The sequence below is a fragment of the Sporosarcina sp. ANT_H38 genome, assembly GCF_008369195.1.
Lineage (GTDB): Bacteria > Bacillota > Bacilli > Bacillales_A > Planococcaceae > Sporosarcina.
The window spans coordinates 382,043-398,399 of the sequence record NZ_VOBC01000003.1; the positions used below are offsets into that span (position 1 = coordinate 382,043).

The 16,357-nt window shown below is 40.7% G+C and carries 16 protein-coding genes; 2 read left to right on the forward strand and 14 right to left on the reverse strand.

What is annotated here, in order from left to right:
- Positions 1–107: 107 nt before the first annotated feature.
- From FQ087_RS17405 to FQ087_RS17435, 7 genes are all read right to left on the reverse strand, one after another.
- The gene (locus FQ087_RS17405; protein WP_149581856.1) at positions 108–932 is read right to left on the reverse strand and encodes an urease accessory protein UreD; all 825 of its coding nucleotides are present in this window, start codon (positions 930–932) and stop codon (positions 108–110) included.
- 1 nt (position 933) lies between these two features.
- Positions 934–1,545 (reverse strand): urease accessory protein UreG, encoded by a 612-nt coding sequence (gene ureG, locus FQ087_RS17410; protein ID WP_149581857.1) that lies wholly within the window; start codon positions 1,543–1,545, stop codon positions 934–936.
- A gap of 470 nt (positions 1,546–2,015) precedes the next feature.
- A complete protein-coding gene (locus FQ087_RS17415) occupies positions 2,016–2,702 on the reverse strand; it encodes an urease accessory protein UreF (protein ID WP_149581858.1) in 687 nt (228 codons plus the stop codon).
- A complete protein-coding gene (ureE, locus tag FQ087_RS17420) occupies positions 2,695–3,150 on the reverse strand; it encodes an urease accessory protein UreE (RefSeq protein ID WP_149581859.1) in 456 nt (151 codons plus the stop codon). The genes FQ087_RS17415 and ureE overlap by 8 nt, the downstream gene beginning before the upstream one ends.
- A gap of 10 nt (positions 3,151–3,160) precedes the next feature.
- Positions 3,161–4,873 carry an urease subunit alpha gene (gene ureC / locus FQ087_RS17425; protein ID WP_149581860.1) on the reverse strand — a complete coding sequence of 571 codons (1,713 nt, stop codon included), beginning with the start codon at positions 4,871–4,873 and terminating at the stop codon, positions 3,161–3,163.
- Positions 4,870–5,193: an urease subunit beta gene (gene ureB / locus FQ087_RS17430; RefSeq protein WP_149581861.1), complete on the reverse strand. Its 324-nt coding sequence runs from the start codon at positions 5,191–5,193 to the stop codon at positions 4,870–4,872. Before ureB ends, ureC begins: the two co-directional genes overlap by 4 nt.
- Positions 5,194–5,216: 23 nt before the next feature.
- A complete protein-coding gene (locus FQ087_RS17435; protein ID WP_149581862.1) occupies positions 5,217–5,519 on the reverse strand; it encodes an urease subunit gamma in 303 nt (100 codons plus the stop codon).
- 650 nt (positions 5,520–6,169) lie between these two features.
- Between FQ087_RS17435 and FQ087_RS17440 the strand changes: the two genes are divergently transcribed.
- The gene (locus FQ087_RS17440) at positions 6,170–7,093 is read left to right on the forward strand and encodes an urea transporter (protein WP_149581863.1); all 924 of its coding nucleotides are present in this window, start codon (positions 6,170–6,172) and stop codon (positions 7,091–7,093) included.
- Positions 7,094–7,232: 139 nt separating this feature from the next.
- Here FQ087_RS17440 and FQ087_RS17445 read toward each other — a convergent pair whose 3' ends face one another.
- The 7 genes from FQ087_RS17445 to FQ087_RS17475 all read right to left on the reverse strand — a co-directional run bounded on the left by FQ087_RS17445 (position 7,233) and on the right by FQ087_RS17475 (position 15,389).
- A complete protein-coding gene (locus tag FQ087_RS17445) occupies positions 7,233–8,156 on the reverse strand; it encodes a S66 peptidase family protein (RefSeq protein ID WP_149581864.1) in 924 nt (307 codons plus the stop codon).
- A gap of 184 nt (positions 8,157–8,340) precedes the next feature.
- Positions 8,341–10,155 carry an oligopeptide ABC transporter substrate-binding protein gene (opp4A, locus tag FQ087_RS17450; RefSeq protein ID WP_255452419.1) on the reverse strand — a complete coding sequence of 605 codons (1,815 nt, stop codon included), beginning with the start codon at positions 10,153–10,155 and terminating at the stop codon, positions 8,341–8,343.
- A 21-nt stretch (positions 10,156–10,176) separates the two neighbouring features.
- Positions 10,177–11,055, reverse strand: a complete 879-nt coding sequence (locus FQ087_RS17455) for an ABC transporter permease (RefSeq protein WP_149581970.1) — start codon at positions 11,053–11,055, stop codon at positions 10,177–10,179.
- Positions 11,056–11,112: 57 nt separating this feature from the next.
- Positions 11,113–12,081, reverse strand: a complete 969-nt coding sequence (gene opp4B / locus FQ087_RS17460) for an oligopeptide ABC transporter permease (RefSeq protein WP_149581865.1) — start codon at positions 12,079–12,081, stop codon at positions 11,113–11,115.
- A gap of 17 nt (positions 12,082–12,098) precedes the next feature.
- Positions 12,099–13,025 carry an ABC transporter ATP-binding protein gene (locus FQ087_RS17465; protein ID WP_149581866.1) on the reverse strand — a complete coding sequence of 309 codons (927 nt, stop codon included), beginning with the start codon at positions 13,023–13,025 and terminating at the stop codon, positions 12,099–12,101.
- Positions 13,012–14,031: an ABC transporter ATP-binding protein gene (locus FQ087_RS17470; protein ID WP_149581867.1), complete on the reverse strand. Its 1,020-nt coding sequence runs from the start codon at positions 14,029–14,031 to the stop codon at positions 13,012–13,014. The genes FQ087_RS17465 and FQ087_RS17470 overlap by 14 nt, the downstream gene beginning before the upstream one ends.
- Before the next feature lie 383 nt (positions 14,032–14,414).
- Entirely contained in the window at positions 14,415–15,389 is a 975-nt protein-coding gene (locus FQ087_RS17475) for a DUF4003 family protein (protein ID WP_188006794.1), read from the reverse strand.
- Between the two features lie 118 nt (positions 15,390–15,507).
- Between FQ087_RS17475 and FQ087_RS17480 the strand changes: the two genes are divergently transcribed.
- On the forward strand, positions 15,508–16,338 hold the full coding sequence (locus tag FQ087_RS17480; RefSeq protein ID WP_149581869.1) for an AAC(3) family N-acetyltransferase: 831 nt from the start codon (positions 15,508–15,510) through the stop codon (positions 16,336–16,338).
- Positions 16,339–16,357: the final 19 nt, after the last annotated feature.

Genomic DNA, 16,357 nt, shown 5'->3' on the forward strand with positions numbered 1-16,357 from the left:
TACTTTTCTCTCCTAATACACCATGCTAGGAAATATGCCTAACGAAGGAAGATATAATTATTAACTTTCAAAACCCGACAACTATACTAGTTACCGGGTTTTGAGTGTTAATATTTTCTGAGGAAACTTGGGGTTTTGTTAAACCATCCTTCATTTACAATACGTTGACCATCGGCAAATATTTTCTCGATGGTTTGGGTGCTATTTGCTAAGACTCTCAAGGTAAATCCAGGAACAGGCAGTTTCGAAATCCCGATCTTGAACTCGTTTGTCTCCTCATGAATAGCATCATATAGCTTATCAATTAGCTCAGAATCCGTTTTCTCGCCGACCACAATCATCGAGCCTAAATGAGAAAACCCTTCCATATGGCCGAGTGCATCTAGATTGTTTGTAGCCGGATTTAATTTGACATGATCATAAACGACTAGCTCATCATCCATATAGATTTCATTTAATAATTGAAGTGTGTTATAGCTAAATCGTTCGCCATCAGGGGACCATCCTGGAGTAATTATATCCGAGTAAAGGAGTGCAGCTCCTTTTTCCATATGAATCACCGTTTTTTGTTTATAGCGGGCATCCCGATAACCGATGATTGGGTCAGGAATATACTCAAGGTAACTGCCTTCCTTAAGGTCAATTACTGTTTCCTGATAGGCAAGCGTTTTAGGCGTTTTATATATTTTAGTTGCTGATTGCGTTGTTAGGGTTAGCATAGCCTGTTTGTCCAATGTAATTTGCATTCTATAGCGGTCGCCGTCTAAATAGCCACCACCAGGATTTAAAATATAATAACAGGCTTGTCCAGATTCATCATGATAAATGGGACGCATAACCTTATATGCCCCCTGGAAATACACATTCCTAGCAACGGTCTTTCCATTTCTCACCTCAGCATCCAAACGTAAAATCCCTGTCCAGTCCTCCATCTTACTCCATGCCCTTTAAAAGTACGTTCTTTCTAATCCAATCAACAACTTGATCGAGACCTGTATTGTCTTTTAAATTTGTAAATACATAAGGCTTATTTCCACGGAATGTTTGTGTATCAGATTCCATAACTTCTAAGCTCGCTCCAACATAAGGTGCTAAGTCAATTTTATTAATGACAAACATGTCCGATTTGATCATGCCTTGTCCACCTTTTCTTGGAATCTTTTCCCCTTGTGCTACATCTATAATATAAATGGAGAAATCAACAAGTTCCGGACTAAAAGTAGCAGCAAGATTATCTCCACCGCTTTCTACGAAAATTAATTCAACATCCGGATGCAGTTCTATTAATTCATCAATTGCAGCAAAGTTCATAGAAGCATCTTCACGTATCGCGGTATGAGGGCAACCACCAGTTTCCACACCTATAATACGGTCCGCAGGCAATACACCATTTTGCATCAAGAATTTTGCATCTTCTTTTGTATAAATATCATTTGTTACTACCGCCATACTAATTTCATCTTTAAAATAACGTGTTAACTTTTCAACTAACAACGTTTTTCCTGCACCGACTGGTCCACCTACACCGATTTTAATTGGTTCCATAACTAACACTTCCTTTTACTTATTGTTTAGTTCGTTGCACCTAGCCCCTCGAGTCGCTTCAGTCTTGCTGGTAAAGGCAAAGAACGCCTTTACCTTCAAGACTTCCAGCGCTTGTCGGGGCTGTACAGGCGCTTTCGCTTTTCATGTTGTCTAGGCTTCAGCGCCTAGCCCCTCGAGTCGCTTCAGCCTTGCTGGTAAAGGCAAGAACGCCTTTACCTTCAAGCCTTCCAGCGCTTGTCAGGGCTGTACAGGCGCTTTCGCTTTTCATGTTGTCTAGGCTTCAGCGCCTAGAGGCTAGGGTCATAAGTCAGTCCGACTAGGAAGGATTGAACTGCATCCTTCCCGGGCAAAGAGCGCCGCTTCGCCAGCCCGTCTTATGCCTGTCGCGGACCTATAGGATATAGGTCATGCAACCGTCGCCACAGGAAGTGGCGACGGTTGCCTTTCCTTTATCCATGCGCTTTCGCTTTTCATGACATAAAAATACGGATGTTGACACGTTCATGTTTCATTTGAGATAGCTCCAGGCCTGGGGAGACAATTCCGAAGTCGTCCTCATCTAAATACTGGACTTTTTCTGCAGCCATTGCTAAAGGACCTTGGAACTGCTGAATCGTTTTTTGACCGGCAGTTTGCCCTAAAGGGATAGCCCTTACAGCATTTTGAACAAGTGTTGAGATTGTGGAGTATAGGTAATAGAGGGTAGTTGTTGTTTTTGGAACGCCCAGATGGTGACCTATGATCGTAAACACAATCGCTGGATGGCCAAATGATTGTTTCTGCTTAATACGTTTGCGATACTCTGAAAAAACAGGTACATCATATAATGATTCTACAAGTTTTAACATACGCTCACCTATTCTTTGTGTCCCTTCTCTCGTTTCACGCGGAAGGTTTTGCACAGTCAACATTCGATCCAACTTCCATATCTTTTGTAAATCATTCTCTTCCAACGCTTCATAAACAAGACGGGAAGCGAGCCCGTCTGAATAGATGAGCTGTTCATTTAAGTAAACGTCAAGCCATTGTAAAAATGATTCTTGATCGTGAACCCTGTCTTCTTGAATATAGCTTTCCAGACCATATGAATGGCTAAATGCACCTGTTGGAAAACTCGAATCACAAAGTTGGAAAAGAGACAGAGTATTATTATCCATGACTATGCCCGATATGTCTAAACGCCTGTTTCACTTTCCGATCTTCACGTTTATAAGTTATCTGAAGTTCTTTCAGCAAATCTTCTACAAGATAATCATACTGGACAAGCATGTCATCATCCTCAAATTGTGCCGGAAGATGGCGATTCCCTAATTGATGGGCAATTGTACCCATTTCGTGTAAGCTGCGAGGACTAATGACCAACAAATCATCCGAGATAACTTCAATCATGATGAGATTTTTATCGTCCATATATAAAACATCTCCGGCAACTAGGTCACGTGATTCCTTTAAACGTATACCAATTTCTTGGCCGTGATCAGTCTTGACGAGTTGAACTCGTTTCACTAAATGAGAACTTTCAAGATATACTTTTTCAATATGGCGTTTTTCTACCTCTTCTTTTTCCATATTATTGATATTTATCATAATTTTCTCAACTATCAACACTTTCACCTCAAAATAGGAAATATCGTTGCCCCATTGGTACTTCATCAACAGGATCGCAAGTAATTAATTCCCCGTTTATTTTAACCTCATATGTTTGTGGATCAACTGTAATCTCTGGTGTTTCACTGTTAAGTTTCATATCTTTTTTCGTCAGATTACGAATGCCATGAACAGGAAGAACAACTTTTTCCAAGCCAAGTTTTTCATGTACTTTGTCATCAAATGCAGCTTGTGAAATAAACGTAATTGAACTCTTAGATAACGCTTTACCCATTTGTGCATACATCGGACGATAAATGACAGGCTGTGGAGTCGGAATCGATGCATTGGCATCTCCCATTACACTCTCAACAACAAATCCGTTTTTAAGAACCATTTCAGGCTTCGCGCCGAAAAATGCAGGTGACCAAAGAACTAAGTCAGCAAATTTACCGACTTCCAAAGAACCAACATATTCAGATATTCCGTGAGTAATGGCTGGATTGATTGTATATTTGGCAATGAAACGTTTCACACGATTATTATCGGAAAGCTCACTGTCTCCCTCCATTATTCCTCGTTGTTTTTTCATTTTATCGGCAGTTTGCCAAGTACGTATTATGACCTCACCGACGCGTCCCATTGCTTGAGCATCAGAACTAACCATACTGAATACACCCATGTCATGAAGAATATCTTCAGCGGCAATTGTTTCTTTTCGAATACGTGAGTCTGCAAAGGCAAGATCCTCAGGAATAGATGGATTTAAATGATGACAAACCATTAACATATCCAAATGCTCATCAATTGTATTCACCGTGTAAGGTAGTGTCGGATTAGTAGATGATGGTAAAACATTCATGATCCCAGCAGATTTGATCAAGTCAGGAGCATGTCCTCCACCAGCACCTTCAGTGTGGTACATATGAATAACTCGGTCTTTAATCGCAGCCATTGTGGTTTCCATAAAGCCGCCTTCATTCAATGTATCTGCGTGAACGGCAACTTGAATATCATATTTATCAGCAACGCTTAGTGCATTGTCAAGTGCTGAAGCTGTAGCGCCCCAATCCTCATGAACTTTTAAACCGATTACTCCCGCCATTACTTGCTCGATAAGCGGTTCTTCAGTAGCAGCTTGCCCTTTTCCTGTAAAACCTACATTAATTGGCATTCCCTCTGCCGCTAAAAGCATACGATGAATATTCCACTCACCTGGTGATACCGTGGTTGCTTTAGATCCTGCTGCTGGGCCAGTTCCTCCTCCAATTAAAGTCGTAAGACCAGAAGCCAATGCCGTTTCAATTTGTGCAGGATTGATAAAGTGAACATGTGTATCAATTCCGCCAGCCGTTACAATCATGCCTTCTCCAGCAATGATTTCTGTGGAAGCTCCAATTACAATATCTACATTATCCATAATTAGTGGATTTCCAGCTTTACCAATTCCAGCTATTTTACCATCACGAATCGCTATATCAGCCTTAATGATCCCAGTGTAATCAATAATAATAGCGTTTGTAATTACTAAATCTGGAACGCCGTCTTTTCGTGTTGCAAGGGGATGTTGTCCCATTCCATCACGTATTACTTTTCCTCCGCCGAATACAACTTCCTCGCCGTAAGTTGTATAATCTTTTTCAATTTGAATCAGTAAATCTGTATCCGCTAAGCGAATGGAGTCTCCTGTTGTCGGACCGTACATTTGCGCATATTGTTTTCTTGGCATTCTAAAACTCATTTGTTGACACCACTTTCTAATGACCCGTCTACTTTATTGTTAAACCCATAAACCCGTCTTTCACCAGCATAATCAAGTAACTCAATTTCTTTTTCATCACCAGGCTCGAAACGTACCGAAGCTCCAGCAGGAATATTCAAGCGTTTCCCGTATCCTTCTTCTCTACTGAATTTCAGAGCATCATTCACTTCATAAAAATGAAAGTGAGATCCTATTTGAACCGGACGATCTCCAATATTTATGACCGACAATTTTGTTATGGTTTTTCCTTGGTTGATAATAATATCTTCATCTTTTAAAAATAATTGCCCAGGTTCCATTTTAGTATTCCTCCTATCGTCATTTATCTAATTGGATTATGAACTGTCACCAGTTTTGTTCCATCAGGAAACGTTGCTTCCACTTGAACGTCGTGAATCATCTCCGGAATACCATCCATAACATCTTCCCGAGTCAAAATAGTCGCACCAAATTCCATTAATTCTGCTACTGTTTTTCCATCCCTTGCGCCTTCCAACACTTCATAAGTAATAAGTGCAATTGCTTCAGGGTAGTTTAACGCTAATCCTCTTTCTCTTCTTCTTCTTGAGAGATCTGCAGCGACAACTATCAACAGCTTGTCTATCTCACGCGGTTGTAAGTGCATTAATAATCCTCCTTGTAATTCTTACTCATGTAATATGTCCTACAAAACAAAGAAAATACCACAATGGTACATTCTATTCTTATCTGCGAGTAATTCAACTATTATCTACCGACTAATCACTCTAAATGCGAGCAGTACAAAATCCGAACATGATAAATGTTTATCACTTTACAGTTCGGAAGTTATTAAATATTTATGTCGATTTTTGTCGTTTTTTAACGTATCTTCCTTAAATAAACGATTGCTTGTTTTGCAATGATAGAATATCATGTTTTATATGGAATAACCAGCTTCAAGTTTATCCCATTAAATCTCAGATAATTACAAAACCAAAACTGTGTTTTCGTAACTATTCTGTAACCAGAAAAAAATGTAACAATTTCAGATGCTTTCCATGTAGTTTGTGTTCCCTACATGATTGCACTCTTTTTTGCATGTCTACAGAACCACAAATATCCCTTATATATACTTATGAGGGTTTTATTCCAAGATATGTTTTATAAGGATATATCGCAAAAAGAAATGTTACATCATTTCGACAAATTAAAAAGGGAGAAATTTATAGGAAAACGGGAATAATAAAAAACTAAAGTTTACTGGTGTTAATATAATTAAATCACTAAACTTTTTTTCAAAAAAGGAGATCATTTATGAATAACAACAAACGGAGTCTATCCTTTTTATCGGCTGCTCTTAAAGGAATTTCTCAAGTTATATTAATCGATAATGCACTCTCTGGGTTTATTATCTTATTGGCTATCACCATTTCTTCGTACTCATTGGGAATCATTGCGCTACTATCCGCAATAATAGGTACTTTAGTGGGAAAACTTGGTGGGGCAGATGAAAAATTGATAAACCAAGGATTGTTAGGCTATAACTCTGTACTAACCGGATTGGCCCTGGCGTTATTCCTAACTGGTCCCTATATGTGGCTAGTAGCCTTGACTGGGTCCGCCGTCGCTGCTATCATTACGGCATCCATGATGCACTTTATGGGAAAGACAGAAGTTCCAATTCTTTCCTTTCCTTATATTATCTTGACATGGTTCATCCTGTTGGCTTCTTACAAATTAGAAGGCATTAATCTAAGCCCGACATTAGTACCCCAAAATTTATCCAATTGGGAATTGAATACGGCAGGAGAAATTTATTTTCTAGATGTAATTTTTAATGGTATTGGGGAAATCTTTTTCCTTTCTGCAGCATTACCTGGAATATTAATCTTTATTGCAGTATTTATTGCAGGGTGGAAACTCGGGATATATGCAATAATTGGTAATATCGTTGCTCTACTCACGGCTTATGTTTTAGGCGGAGAACACAACGTAATTATGTTAGGCCTGTATGGCTATAATGCGATTTTAACTATTATAGCTGTTTCTGCAGTTTTCAAAAATGAACATAGTCGCTTTTCACCTATTACAGGCATCCTTGCGGCCTGTTTAACGGTCCCACTTACTGCAAGCATTAGCATTTGGCTATTACCCTATGGGCTTATGGCTTTAACGATGCCGTTTGTCCTGTGCACATGGCTAATACTTGGCGCAAGAAAAGTCCTTCCAAAGTTGTAACTTTTTATCTAAACCTATCGTATGGAAAACCGAAACGGTCAGGTCATACAAAGAAAGCCCATTGTCGACTACATCGACAATGGGCTTTCTTTCCTAATATCGGATTTCACGTCCAATGCTAACTATTCGTCAAGTTCGCTTATTCCACACCCGGCAATATGGTTAGCGTTTTGTTATCACCGTCTAGTCTTGCACCAACGCCAAGCGGTATAGCAAAGTGGGGTTGGCCATGGCCAATTTTAAATCCTTTCACGACAGGTATGTCAAGATTACCGGTATAATATTCAAATACCTCATCAAGTGTTAGCGATTCTTTCTGTTTTTTCGGCTCGGTTTTCGAGAAATCTCCAATGACAATTCCTACTGCATCTTTGAGTTTACCAGCCATGCGCAATTGATTGAGAAGTCCATCAACTTTGTACGGCTCTTCGCCTACATCTTCTATAAAGAGCAACTTGTCCTTCGTGTCTACTTCAAATTTAGTACCTATTCCGCTGGCGAGTAGTGACAGATTACCTCCAACTAGTTCACCCTGTGCAACCCCAGCTGATATAGTTTCAAGAGGTGAAATCGCTTCTGTGTAATGAAGTTCCATTGGCTCAAATAACTGTTGGAACATTTTCGCAGACAATTCGTGGAACGTGTCTTTTCCAACACATGATGCAAGCATCGGTCCGTGGAACGTCACAAGATTGGAATATAGACCCATCGCCGTATGCAGGTAAGTGATATCACTGAAACCCCAAAAGATTTTCGGGTTCTCTTGCATTAGCTGCAGATCGATCCTATCGGTATAACGGGCAGAACCATATCCTCCGCCCGCACAAATAATTCCTTTAATCTGGGGATCTGCGAACATATCATGCAGGTCTTCAAGTCGCTCATCGTCTGTCCCTGCAAGATAACCGTTAACATTCTCGAGATGCTTTCCAAACTTCCATTTCAAGCCGAGTTTTTCTAAAAACACAAGCGATTGTTCCAGTGTTTCCTGATTGGGTGGACTGGATGGTGCAATTATCCCAATCGTGTCGCCCTTTTGTAGACGTTGTGGTCGTATTTTCATAATTATTACTTCCTTTCATTCACCTTGTTAGTTTAGAAAGATTAGATTTACACTACCGCTCATTGTAATTTTATCATATACCGATAATACGCTATAGCTCTCCCTACTTATACACATATGGATTAACCCGAATAAGAAAAAACTGCTATCCAGATTAATCTGGATAGCAGTCTTCAATAAATAGTTATTCACTTACACCCATCTCAAACAAGCGTAGTTCAGATGCTGGGTCGATAGAGTAGTTGACCATACGTTTGCTAACACCCATTAGGGAGTAACGGTAAACAGTTGGAGCAACAGGTACTTCTTCAACCATTAGCGCTTGCCATTGATTGTAGATGTCTTTACGGTACTCAGAATCGAATGCTTTCACAGAAGTTCCTGCTGCAAGAAGCTCATCGTTCTTTTCGCTCGTGTAACGAGTGTAGTTGAACGCTGCTTCTCTTCCGTATAGACCTGCAGGATCTGGATCTGTCCCAGTTCCCCATGCAGCTTGGTAAATGTCAATTTTCGGTTCATCCGTTTCTACCATTTCGTAGAATGAGTTGAACTCGTGTAGACGACCGTCTAGAAGTTGAACTTTAATACCTACGTCAGCCCAGTTTTGCATATAGAACTGTACAATTGGTTCTGCCGTTTCTCCACCTGACATTGAAGCGAAGTTAAGAACAAATTCTTTTCCTTTATCATCTTCACGGATACCATCGCCATCAACGTCTTTGTATCCAGCTTCGTCAAGAAGTGCTTTTGCTTTTTCTGGATCGTATGAACGTCCTTCAAGGCTAGCATCATGGAAACTTGCAAAGACAGGGATGATCAAGCTCGTTGCTGGGAAACGAAGACCGTGGTAAAGTTCTTTACCAATAGTTTCGTTATCCATTGCATGCCACATTGCTTGACGAACAAGTTTGTTACCCAATTTAGCATTTGGATCTGTTATGTTTGTTTTCTTTTCTGCATCCCATTTACCAAGTTTGAACCCGATATATGTGTAAGCAGTGTCAACTTGTGCAAGGAGTTCGACGTTTTCAATTGCTTTTGCATTTTCATATTGATCGACCGGAATTTCTGCATAATCGATTTCACCTTTTTTCAGTGCTTCCAGTACAGATGCAGAGCTTACTACTTTTAGAACAATCGATTTTAGTGCAGGTTTGCCTCTCCAGTATTCATCATAACGTTCATAAAGAACTGATTCTCCTGGAACAACTTTTACAACTTTATACGGTCCAAAACCAATTGGAGTTGTACGGATTTTTTCAGATGCTACGATTTCTTCAAGTGAAGTCATATCACCAAGATAGTGTCTAGGAGTTGGGTGTGACCAGAATCCTGACAACAGTGATGGTGATGCTTCTGTAAATGTGACAGAAATTGTTTTATCGTCTATTACTTTGATACCAGAAATTTTATCTGTTTTACCTTCATGGTATGCCGGCATTCCTTCTACGTTTGAAACCATGAATGTATAACGAGTTCCTACATAGTCAGGATGACCAAGAAGTTCATATGTGTAAAGAAGGTCATCAGCTTTTACAGGCTCACCGTCATGCCATTTAACGCCATCTTTAATTGTAAGTGTAATTGTTTTATTGTCATCAGAAATTGTATAGTCTGCTGCACCATTATTAGTGATCAAGAAGTCACCATCAACGTCCAGAAGGCTTTCAGTAAAGAATTGCATTACATCAAAGTCTGGAGCTCCAGAGTAGAATACGCGGTTCAATGTACCTTCGAACGGCGTGTCAGAAACTAGACCGAACGTAAGTTCGCCGTCTTCTTTTACTGCTGCAGAGTTTGTAACGTCTAGCGGGAATACAAGTTCACCGCTTTCTTCAGCCGGTTTTTCTTCCGGTTTTTCCTCTGGTTTTGTTTCTTCTTCCTTGCCTGTTTCTGCTTCTTTCTCGCCCTCTGCGTTTTCTTTACCTGTACATGCAGCTAGAAATATGCTGAGAACAAGCATTAGACCAACGAGTAACATGAGTTGCTTCTTTACCAATTGTATTACCTCCCCTTTTTTTTAAGCTAATCTTTGTCTTGCGTCAGACGCGCGCTTAACCGCTTGCCCGACATAATTTATACACAGCATCATTACTAAAATCAGTAATGCTGCGGGTAACCATACCCACCACTTATTCTGTACAATATCCGGGTTTGTCGCATAGCTGATCAGCCTCCCAAGGGAAGGTGTTCCCGCCGGCAGACCAAATCCTAAGAACGTGAGACCTGTCTCTAACCCTATATTTCCCGCAAGCGTAAGCGTCATATTAACTATGACGAGAGAACTTAAATTTGGAAACAATTCAAAGAACATAATTTTCCAACTTGGTGTTCCTAACGTCTTGGAGGCATTGATATAGTCAAGTTCCCGTTCAGCGAGTCCCCTTGACCGGATCAGCCGTGCTTTTCCAAACCAAGCAAACGAACTCATGATTAAAATGAAGCTAAAAATCGTATAGTTTGGAACAATAACCACGAATACAATGATGATCATAAGTGACGGCAGAACCATTAGGAAATCTATGATTCGCATAATGATATTATCAACGATTCCTCCATAAAAGCCCGAAATCAGACCAACTGTCAAACCAAAAACTCCAGCAATTAATGAGACGCTTAATCCGATTGTGAAAGAGTTCCGTGTCCCTAGCATCAGCTGACTTAACACATCACGTCCACCGTCATCCGTCCCAAGCCAATTGTCGGCAGAGGGTGGTTTCCAGTTATTGAAGAAGTTAACGCGTGTCAGTGCCGCCTGGTCGATGAATAATGGAGATAAATAGGCAGCCGACAAAATGATTGTAAGTAAGACAAGTGAACCTAATGCCATTTTGTCATTTCTTATTTCACGCCAAATCGTTTTTGAAAAAGAGGGATTATTCTCTTTTTCCTTCGCCATCAGTTCTTTTTCATTTAACACAACCACATGTTTTCCCTCCCCTTCTGTTCATTTCCATCAATCAATGCGGATTCGTGGATCGACAATGCTAAGAATAATATCCGAGAGCATTGTTCCGACAATTGCAGCTGCGCCTGAAATCATGACAAGAGCTGTAACGACCGTAAAGTCACGTAGCATGATCGACTCTAAGAAAAGTTTTCCGAGTCCGGGATAACTGAAAATCATCTCAATGAAGATTGAACCTGTAATAAGAAATGTAATTTCATAACCGAAAAATGCTGCAATCGGCAATAGAGAGTTACGCAAAATATGACGCGTATACACCTTACCTTCTGGAACCCCTTTAGCACGGGCTGTCTTAACGAAATCTTTTAGCTTGGTATCGATAATGTCATTACGTAAATATTGAATGGTTCCGAACGTCGCAAGCAAAGCACCCGACATGACCGGTAAAATTAAGTGTTTTACTTTACTAACTATATAATCCCATGATCCTTCATCAACCCGTATATCGACACTTCCGCTAATTGGGGTCCAACCTAGGATGAAGCTGAAGAGAAATAACATTAAGAGTGCAAAGACAAATAATGGCGTTGCAAAGGCAAAATAATTATAGGTGACGATCATCTTATCCGCCCAAGTATCCGTCCACCTGCCAGCAATGATGCCAAGAGGAATAGCGATTATATAGGTCACTATCAATGTTCCGATTGATAATAGCATCGTATTCGCAACTCTTCCGGCAAGCAATGTCGTAACCGGCTGTTTGTGTGTGTACGACTGACCGAGGTCCCCCTGTACCGCTTTCCCAATCCAAGCTCCATACTGGACATACCACGGATCGTTCAAACCGTACTTCTCACGAATTTTCTCAATCTGTTCAGGCGTCGCATCGGGGTTTCCCATGAATGCCCCTGTTACTGCATCGCCAGGCATTTGTTTCGCGAGCACGAAGATTATCAAACTAAGAAGTATTAGCTGTGGAATCATGATCAATGTTCTTCTCAATATAAATGTCAGCATTTTTTCACAATTCCCCTTTACTGCAATGCAACGGAATGTGTATCAGAAACCCTTTTCAGGTCAAACATCCGTCCATCTTTATCGAAATAACTATCATAGTCTGTCCGGTATGCCTCATTGATGGACTGACGGAGATGCGTTTTCTCAAATCGCTTTTCCGGATTCATTTCCGGAATCGCCGCAATAAGCCTCTTCGTGTATAAGTGTTGTGGATTGCTATAAACGTCCGCGGCTGTTCCTTCTTCAACGAAACGTCCTTTATACATGATGCCGATTCTGTCACACATATGTTGGATTATCCCTAAGTCATGAGAAATGAATAAGTACGTTAGATTAAATTCCTTTTGAATTTCCTGCATAAAGTTCAACACTTGGGCTTGAACGGACACATCTAATGCGGAAACAGGCTCATCTGCAATGATCAATTTAGGATTCAGCGTGAGCGCACGAGCGATTCCAATACGTTGGCGTTGACCACCGGAAAATTGGTGCGGATACTTATAAACCGATTCAGGATTCAAACCAACTCGTTCAATAAGTGTCTTTACCCTTTTCAACTCTTCGCCGGGCGACATACGTTCGAAGTTTCGAAGCGGTTCAGAAATGATACTCAATACGTTTTTCCGAACATTTAACGATGAGTAAGGGTCTTGGAAAATCATTTGGATGTCTTTTGTTTGCTGTCTTCTATCTGTACCTCTCAGCTTCGCGAGGTCATTACCTTCAAAAAGAATTTCGCCGTCTGTCGCTTTATTGAGGCCAATAATTGCACGTCCAGTTGTCGTCTTTCCACAACCTGATTCACCTACAAGACCATATGTCTCGCCCGGCTCCAGTTCGAAGCTGACACCGTCAACTGCTCTTACTTGATCGACCACTCGGCGGAAAAAACCTCCCCGAATTGGGTAATGTACTTTTAACTTATTTACTTTAAGTAGCGACACAAGTCTCAGCTCCTACTCTCTCCACAGGGAAGTGGAAGTTTTTATAGCAGCTACAACGAACGAAATGACCCGGCTCTACTTCATGTAATTGTGGGTTCATTTCATGTTCTTCCTCAGGAATCCATTTAATACGAGGAGCAAACCTGCAACCTGTTCGATCTAGATTTTGGATTGAAGGAACAATTCCTTCAATAACATGAAGTTTTTCTTTCGCTTCCATATTCGCCGGGATTGAATTTAATAACGAACGGGTATAGGGGTGTAAAGGATTTGCAAAAAGTTCACGAACTTCAGCAATTTCCACTATCTCTCCTGCATACATAACCGCAACACGGTCAGCCATTTCTGCTACAACACCCAGATCATGTGTAATGAGAATAATGCCTGACTTGATTTGGTTTTGAAGTTCTTTCATAAGATCCATAATTTGTGCTTGAATTGTTACGTCCAAAGCAGTCGTTGGCTCATCTGCAATTAAAAGTACTGGATCACACGCAAGTGCGATTGCAATGACGACACGTTGCCTCATACCACCAGACAGTTCATGCGGATATTGCCCATATACGCGTTGTTCATTCTTAATACCTACACGGCGAAGAATATCGAGTACACGCTTCTTCTTATCAGCTGATGTAAGTTTCATATGGTAATCCATTGGTTCTTCAATTTGTCTACCGATTGTCGCTAGCGGATTTAGTGCAGTCATCGGATCTTGGAAAATCATACCGATATCTTTACCTCGAACTTTGTTCAATTTAGACACCGGTAGACTCAAAAGATTCTGACTATTAAAGTTAACTTGTCCTTCAAGTTTCGTCGATTTTAAATTATGAAGTCCCATTATGGAAAGGGCTAATGCACTTTTCCCACAACCCGACTCCCCCACGATTGCCACAACCTCGTTCTCATGGACCGTTAAGGAAACATCATCTACCGCAGCATAGTAGTTACCCTTGATGCTAAACGATGTACGGAGATTAGCAATTTCCAATACTGGCTTTCCCAAGAAAGTTTCCTCCTTACATTACTTAAAATACCAAACTGTTAATATTAAATTTTCTGATATTGAATCACTTTCACCAATATACTATACAAATTTCCAGATGACAACACTATATTTTTAGAATATTATATCTGGCAAATAGTAGATATATGACAAACATGTTACAAACGCTGATTTAAAAGCGTTTATTATTTCCGAAATACTTTTATTTATATTTGGATTTTTTTGTATTTCATTCAAAAAACACAAAAATCCCATTCCGGCTTGGAATGGGATTTTTTTACTGGTTCAAAATGATGTATTTATTTTAAGCTCCGTTATTTCTTAGTCCACATGAGATTAACGGTGCAATATATTACTATTTATTCATGCGTCCCTTTTTAATTTCAAGTGTTCGATGAACTATCTGATGAAGACGCAACAATTGCGGCAATTGTCGCAGCCATTACCGCTTGCTGCGCTTGAATAATTAATTCTACAGACGTGGCTAGACTAACACTCGCTTCTTCTGCACTTTCAGTCAACTTATGCATAATGTAACCAATCGCAATAGATAGCGCCATTTCCCTATTCCACTTAAAAGGTTTGGATTGCTCCAGTAAGTGCGTTAATTCGACAATACTATTCAACTCATTGTGATCTATTCCAAAAACAGTTAAAAAACCAATCATTGGGTAGTGCACAGGTCGTACTTTTGTACTCCGTTTGAAATGAATCAATACCTCCACAGCCCGCGCTACAAGAAGTGGATCGAAGTTAATTTGTATGTATGTCATGACCTGTGAAAGCCATTGCAGTTCATTTCCCGAACGAAATCCCTCTGTTCGCAGTGCGTCGTAATATACACGCATTGATTTGGCGTGCTCAATTGGATCAGCACCCCTTTTCCCTAACAACACTGCATAGGCATAATCGTCGTCAGATGTCAGGAAGAAATGTTGCTTTTTTATGGCGTCATATAGTTTTTTTGCTTGGCGTGCTTCGTTTTCATAGAGATCTGGGTCGTTCGTTAAAAGTAGAGCCGCTAAATACGAATGGATCGTATTACGAAAGCCAAGCCCCTTTAATACTTGCTGCTTTGCGAATAAACGAGCTACCTCTTTGTCAATATCCGCCCCAGGCTGATCTAAAAACGCGGCCACCATAGGAAGAAGATTGCCTCGCAGTGGAGAAAGCCAACTAGATTTTTCTTTAAGTGCATCCATCACCCGGCTCAAACTTTCTGCGTCAAATTCCCTTTCAGATGTGACATAATACGAAGTAATTGTCAGTACGACATTTTTTTCCACCGTCCAACCCGCCAACGACTTCACCTTCTCATATGTCGTTTCGACTTCCTGTCTAATCACATTCGCATCCATTGAACACATCTCCTTTTATATATGTACGCTTGTCCGCAAGAAAGGTTTCATAAAACTTGGAAAAATCTTTACTGCTTGCTATGCTTTTCGAAAATATCTATAGAATTGAGTGATCTACATGACCGAATTTGAAACGATTCTTGATACCCAATTATTCCAATCCAAAGAGACGCTAAAAGAGCAACTTGACTCGCTTGGTGTTAAATCGGGCGATCATCTCATTGTCCATTCATCCCTCAAATCAATGGGGTGGATTGCAGGTGGTGCACAAGCCGTAGTCGAAGCACTTATGGAAACGGTGACGCCAAACGGGACAATCATCATGCCCGCACAGTCCGCCGATAATTCGGAACCGTCTTACTGGATGCTTCCCCCCGTGCCCGAAGCGTGGCATGAGCCGATACGCCAATCTATCACCGCTTACGACCCGGACTTAACCCATTTGCGCGGAATGGGGAAAGTTGCTGAATGCTTTCACCGCCATCCCAAAACAATTCGAAGTTCTCACCCAGCTCATTCGTTCATGGCATGGGGACTACACGCAGATAGCTGGATGAGTGAACACCCACTTGAGGATTCATTCGGACCTAGTTCTCCGCTCGGAAAAATGTTGAATGCGAATGTGAAGATCATTATGATTGGCGTCAGTTATGAATCGTGTACTGCCCTTCATTTATCCGAATACCTAGCTCCTGAACTAACAGTTTCCCCTCAAGGTGCAGCCATCATTCAAGACGGTGAAAGAATTTGGGCGACTTTTGATATGGCTGATGTCGATTCAGAAATCTTCCCTGAATTGGGTACCGTATTCGAGGAAAAGAACCCCGGCATCGCTTTCGATGGCAAGTTAGGACAAGCGCTTTGCAAAATTGTTCCAATGAAACCACTTGTCGATTTTGGGACTGTATGGATAACCGAAAAAAGAATGTCAGAAGTAGTCGCTAAATAGAAATAGTAACTGGACAACC

What these genes read in the sequence shown, in the direction of transcription:
- ureB (WP_149581861.1), bottom strand. Translation starts at nt 5,193, where the DNA reads ATGGAACCTGGGCAATTATTTTTAAAAGATGAAGATATTATTATCAAC.
- FQ087_RS17440 (WP_149581863.1), top strand. Translation starts at nt 6,170, where the DNA reads ATGAATAACAACAAACGGAGTCTATCCTTTTTATCGGCTGCTCTTAAA.
- ureC (WP_149581860.1), bottom strand. Translation starts at nt 4,873, where the DNA reads ATGAGTTTTAGAATGCCAAGAAAACAATATGCGCAAATGTACGGTCCG.
- FQ087_RS17435 (WP_149581862.1), bottom strand. Translation starts at nt 5,519, where the DNA reads ATGCACTTACAACCGCGTGAGATAGACAAGCTGTTGATAGTTGTCGCT.
- FQ087_RS17480 (WP_149581869.1), top strand. Translation starts at nt 15,508, where the DNA reads ATGACCGAATTTGAAACGATTCTTGATACCCAATTATTCCAATCCAAA.
- FQ087_RS17405 (WP_149581856.1), bottom strand. Translation starts at nt 932, where the DNA reads ATGGAGGACTGGACAGGGATTTTACGTTTGGATGCTGAGGTGAGAAAT.
- FQ087_RS17455 (WP_149581970.1), bottom strand. Translation starts at nt 11,055, where the DNA reads ATGGCGAAGGAAAAAGAGAATAATCCCTCTTTTTCAAAAACGATTTGG.
- ureG (WP_149581857.1), bottom strand. Translation starts at nt 1,545, where the DNA reads ATGGAACCAATTAAAATCGGTGTAGGTGGACCAGTCGGTGCAGGAAAA.
- FQ087_RS17415 (WP_149581858.1), bottom strand. Translation starts at nt 2,702, where the DNA reads ATGGATAATAATACTCTGTCTCTTTTCCAACTTTGTGATTCGAGTTTT.
- FQ087_RS17445 (WP_149581864.1), bottom strand. Translation starts at nt 8,156, where the DNA reads ATGAAAATACGACCACAACGTCTACAAAAGGGCGACACGATTGGGATA.
- opp4B (WP_149581865.1), bottom strand. Translation starts at nt 12,081, where the DNA reads ATGCTGACATTTATATTGAGAAGAACATTGATCATGATTCCACAGCTA.
- FQ087_RS17475 (WP_188006794.1), bottom strand. Translation starts at nt 15,389, where the DNA reads ATGGATGCGAATGTGATTAGACAGGAAGTCGAAACGACATATGAGAAG.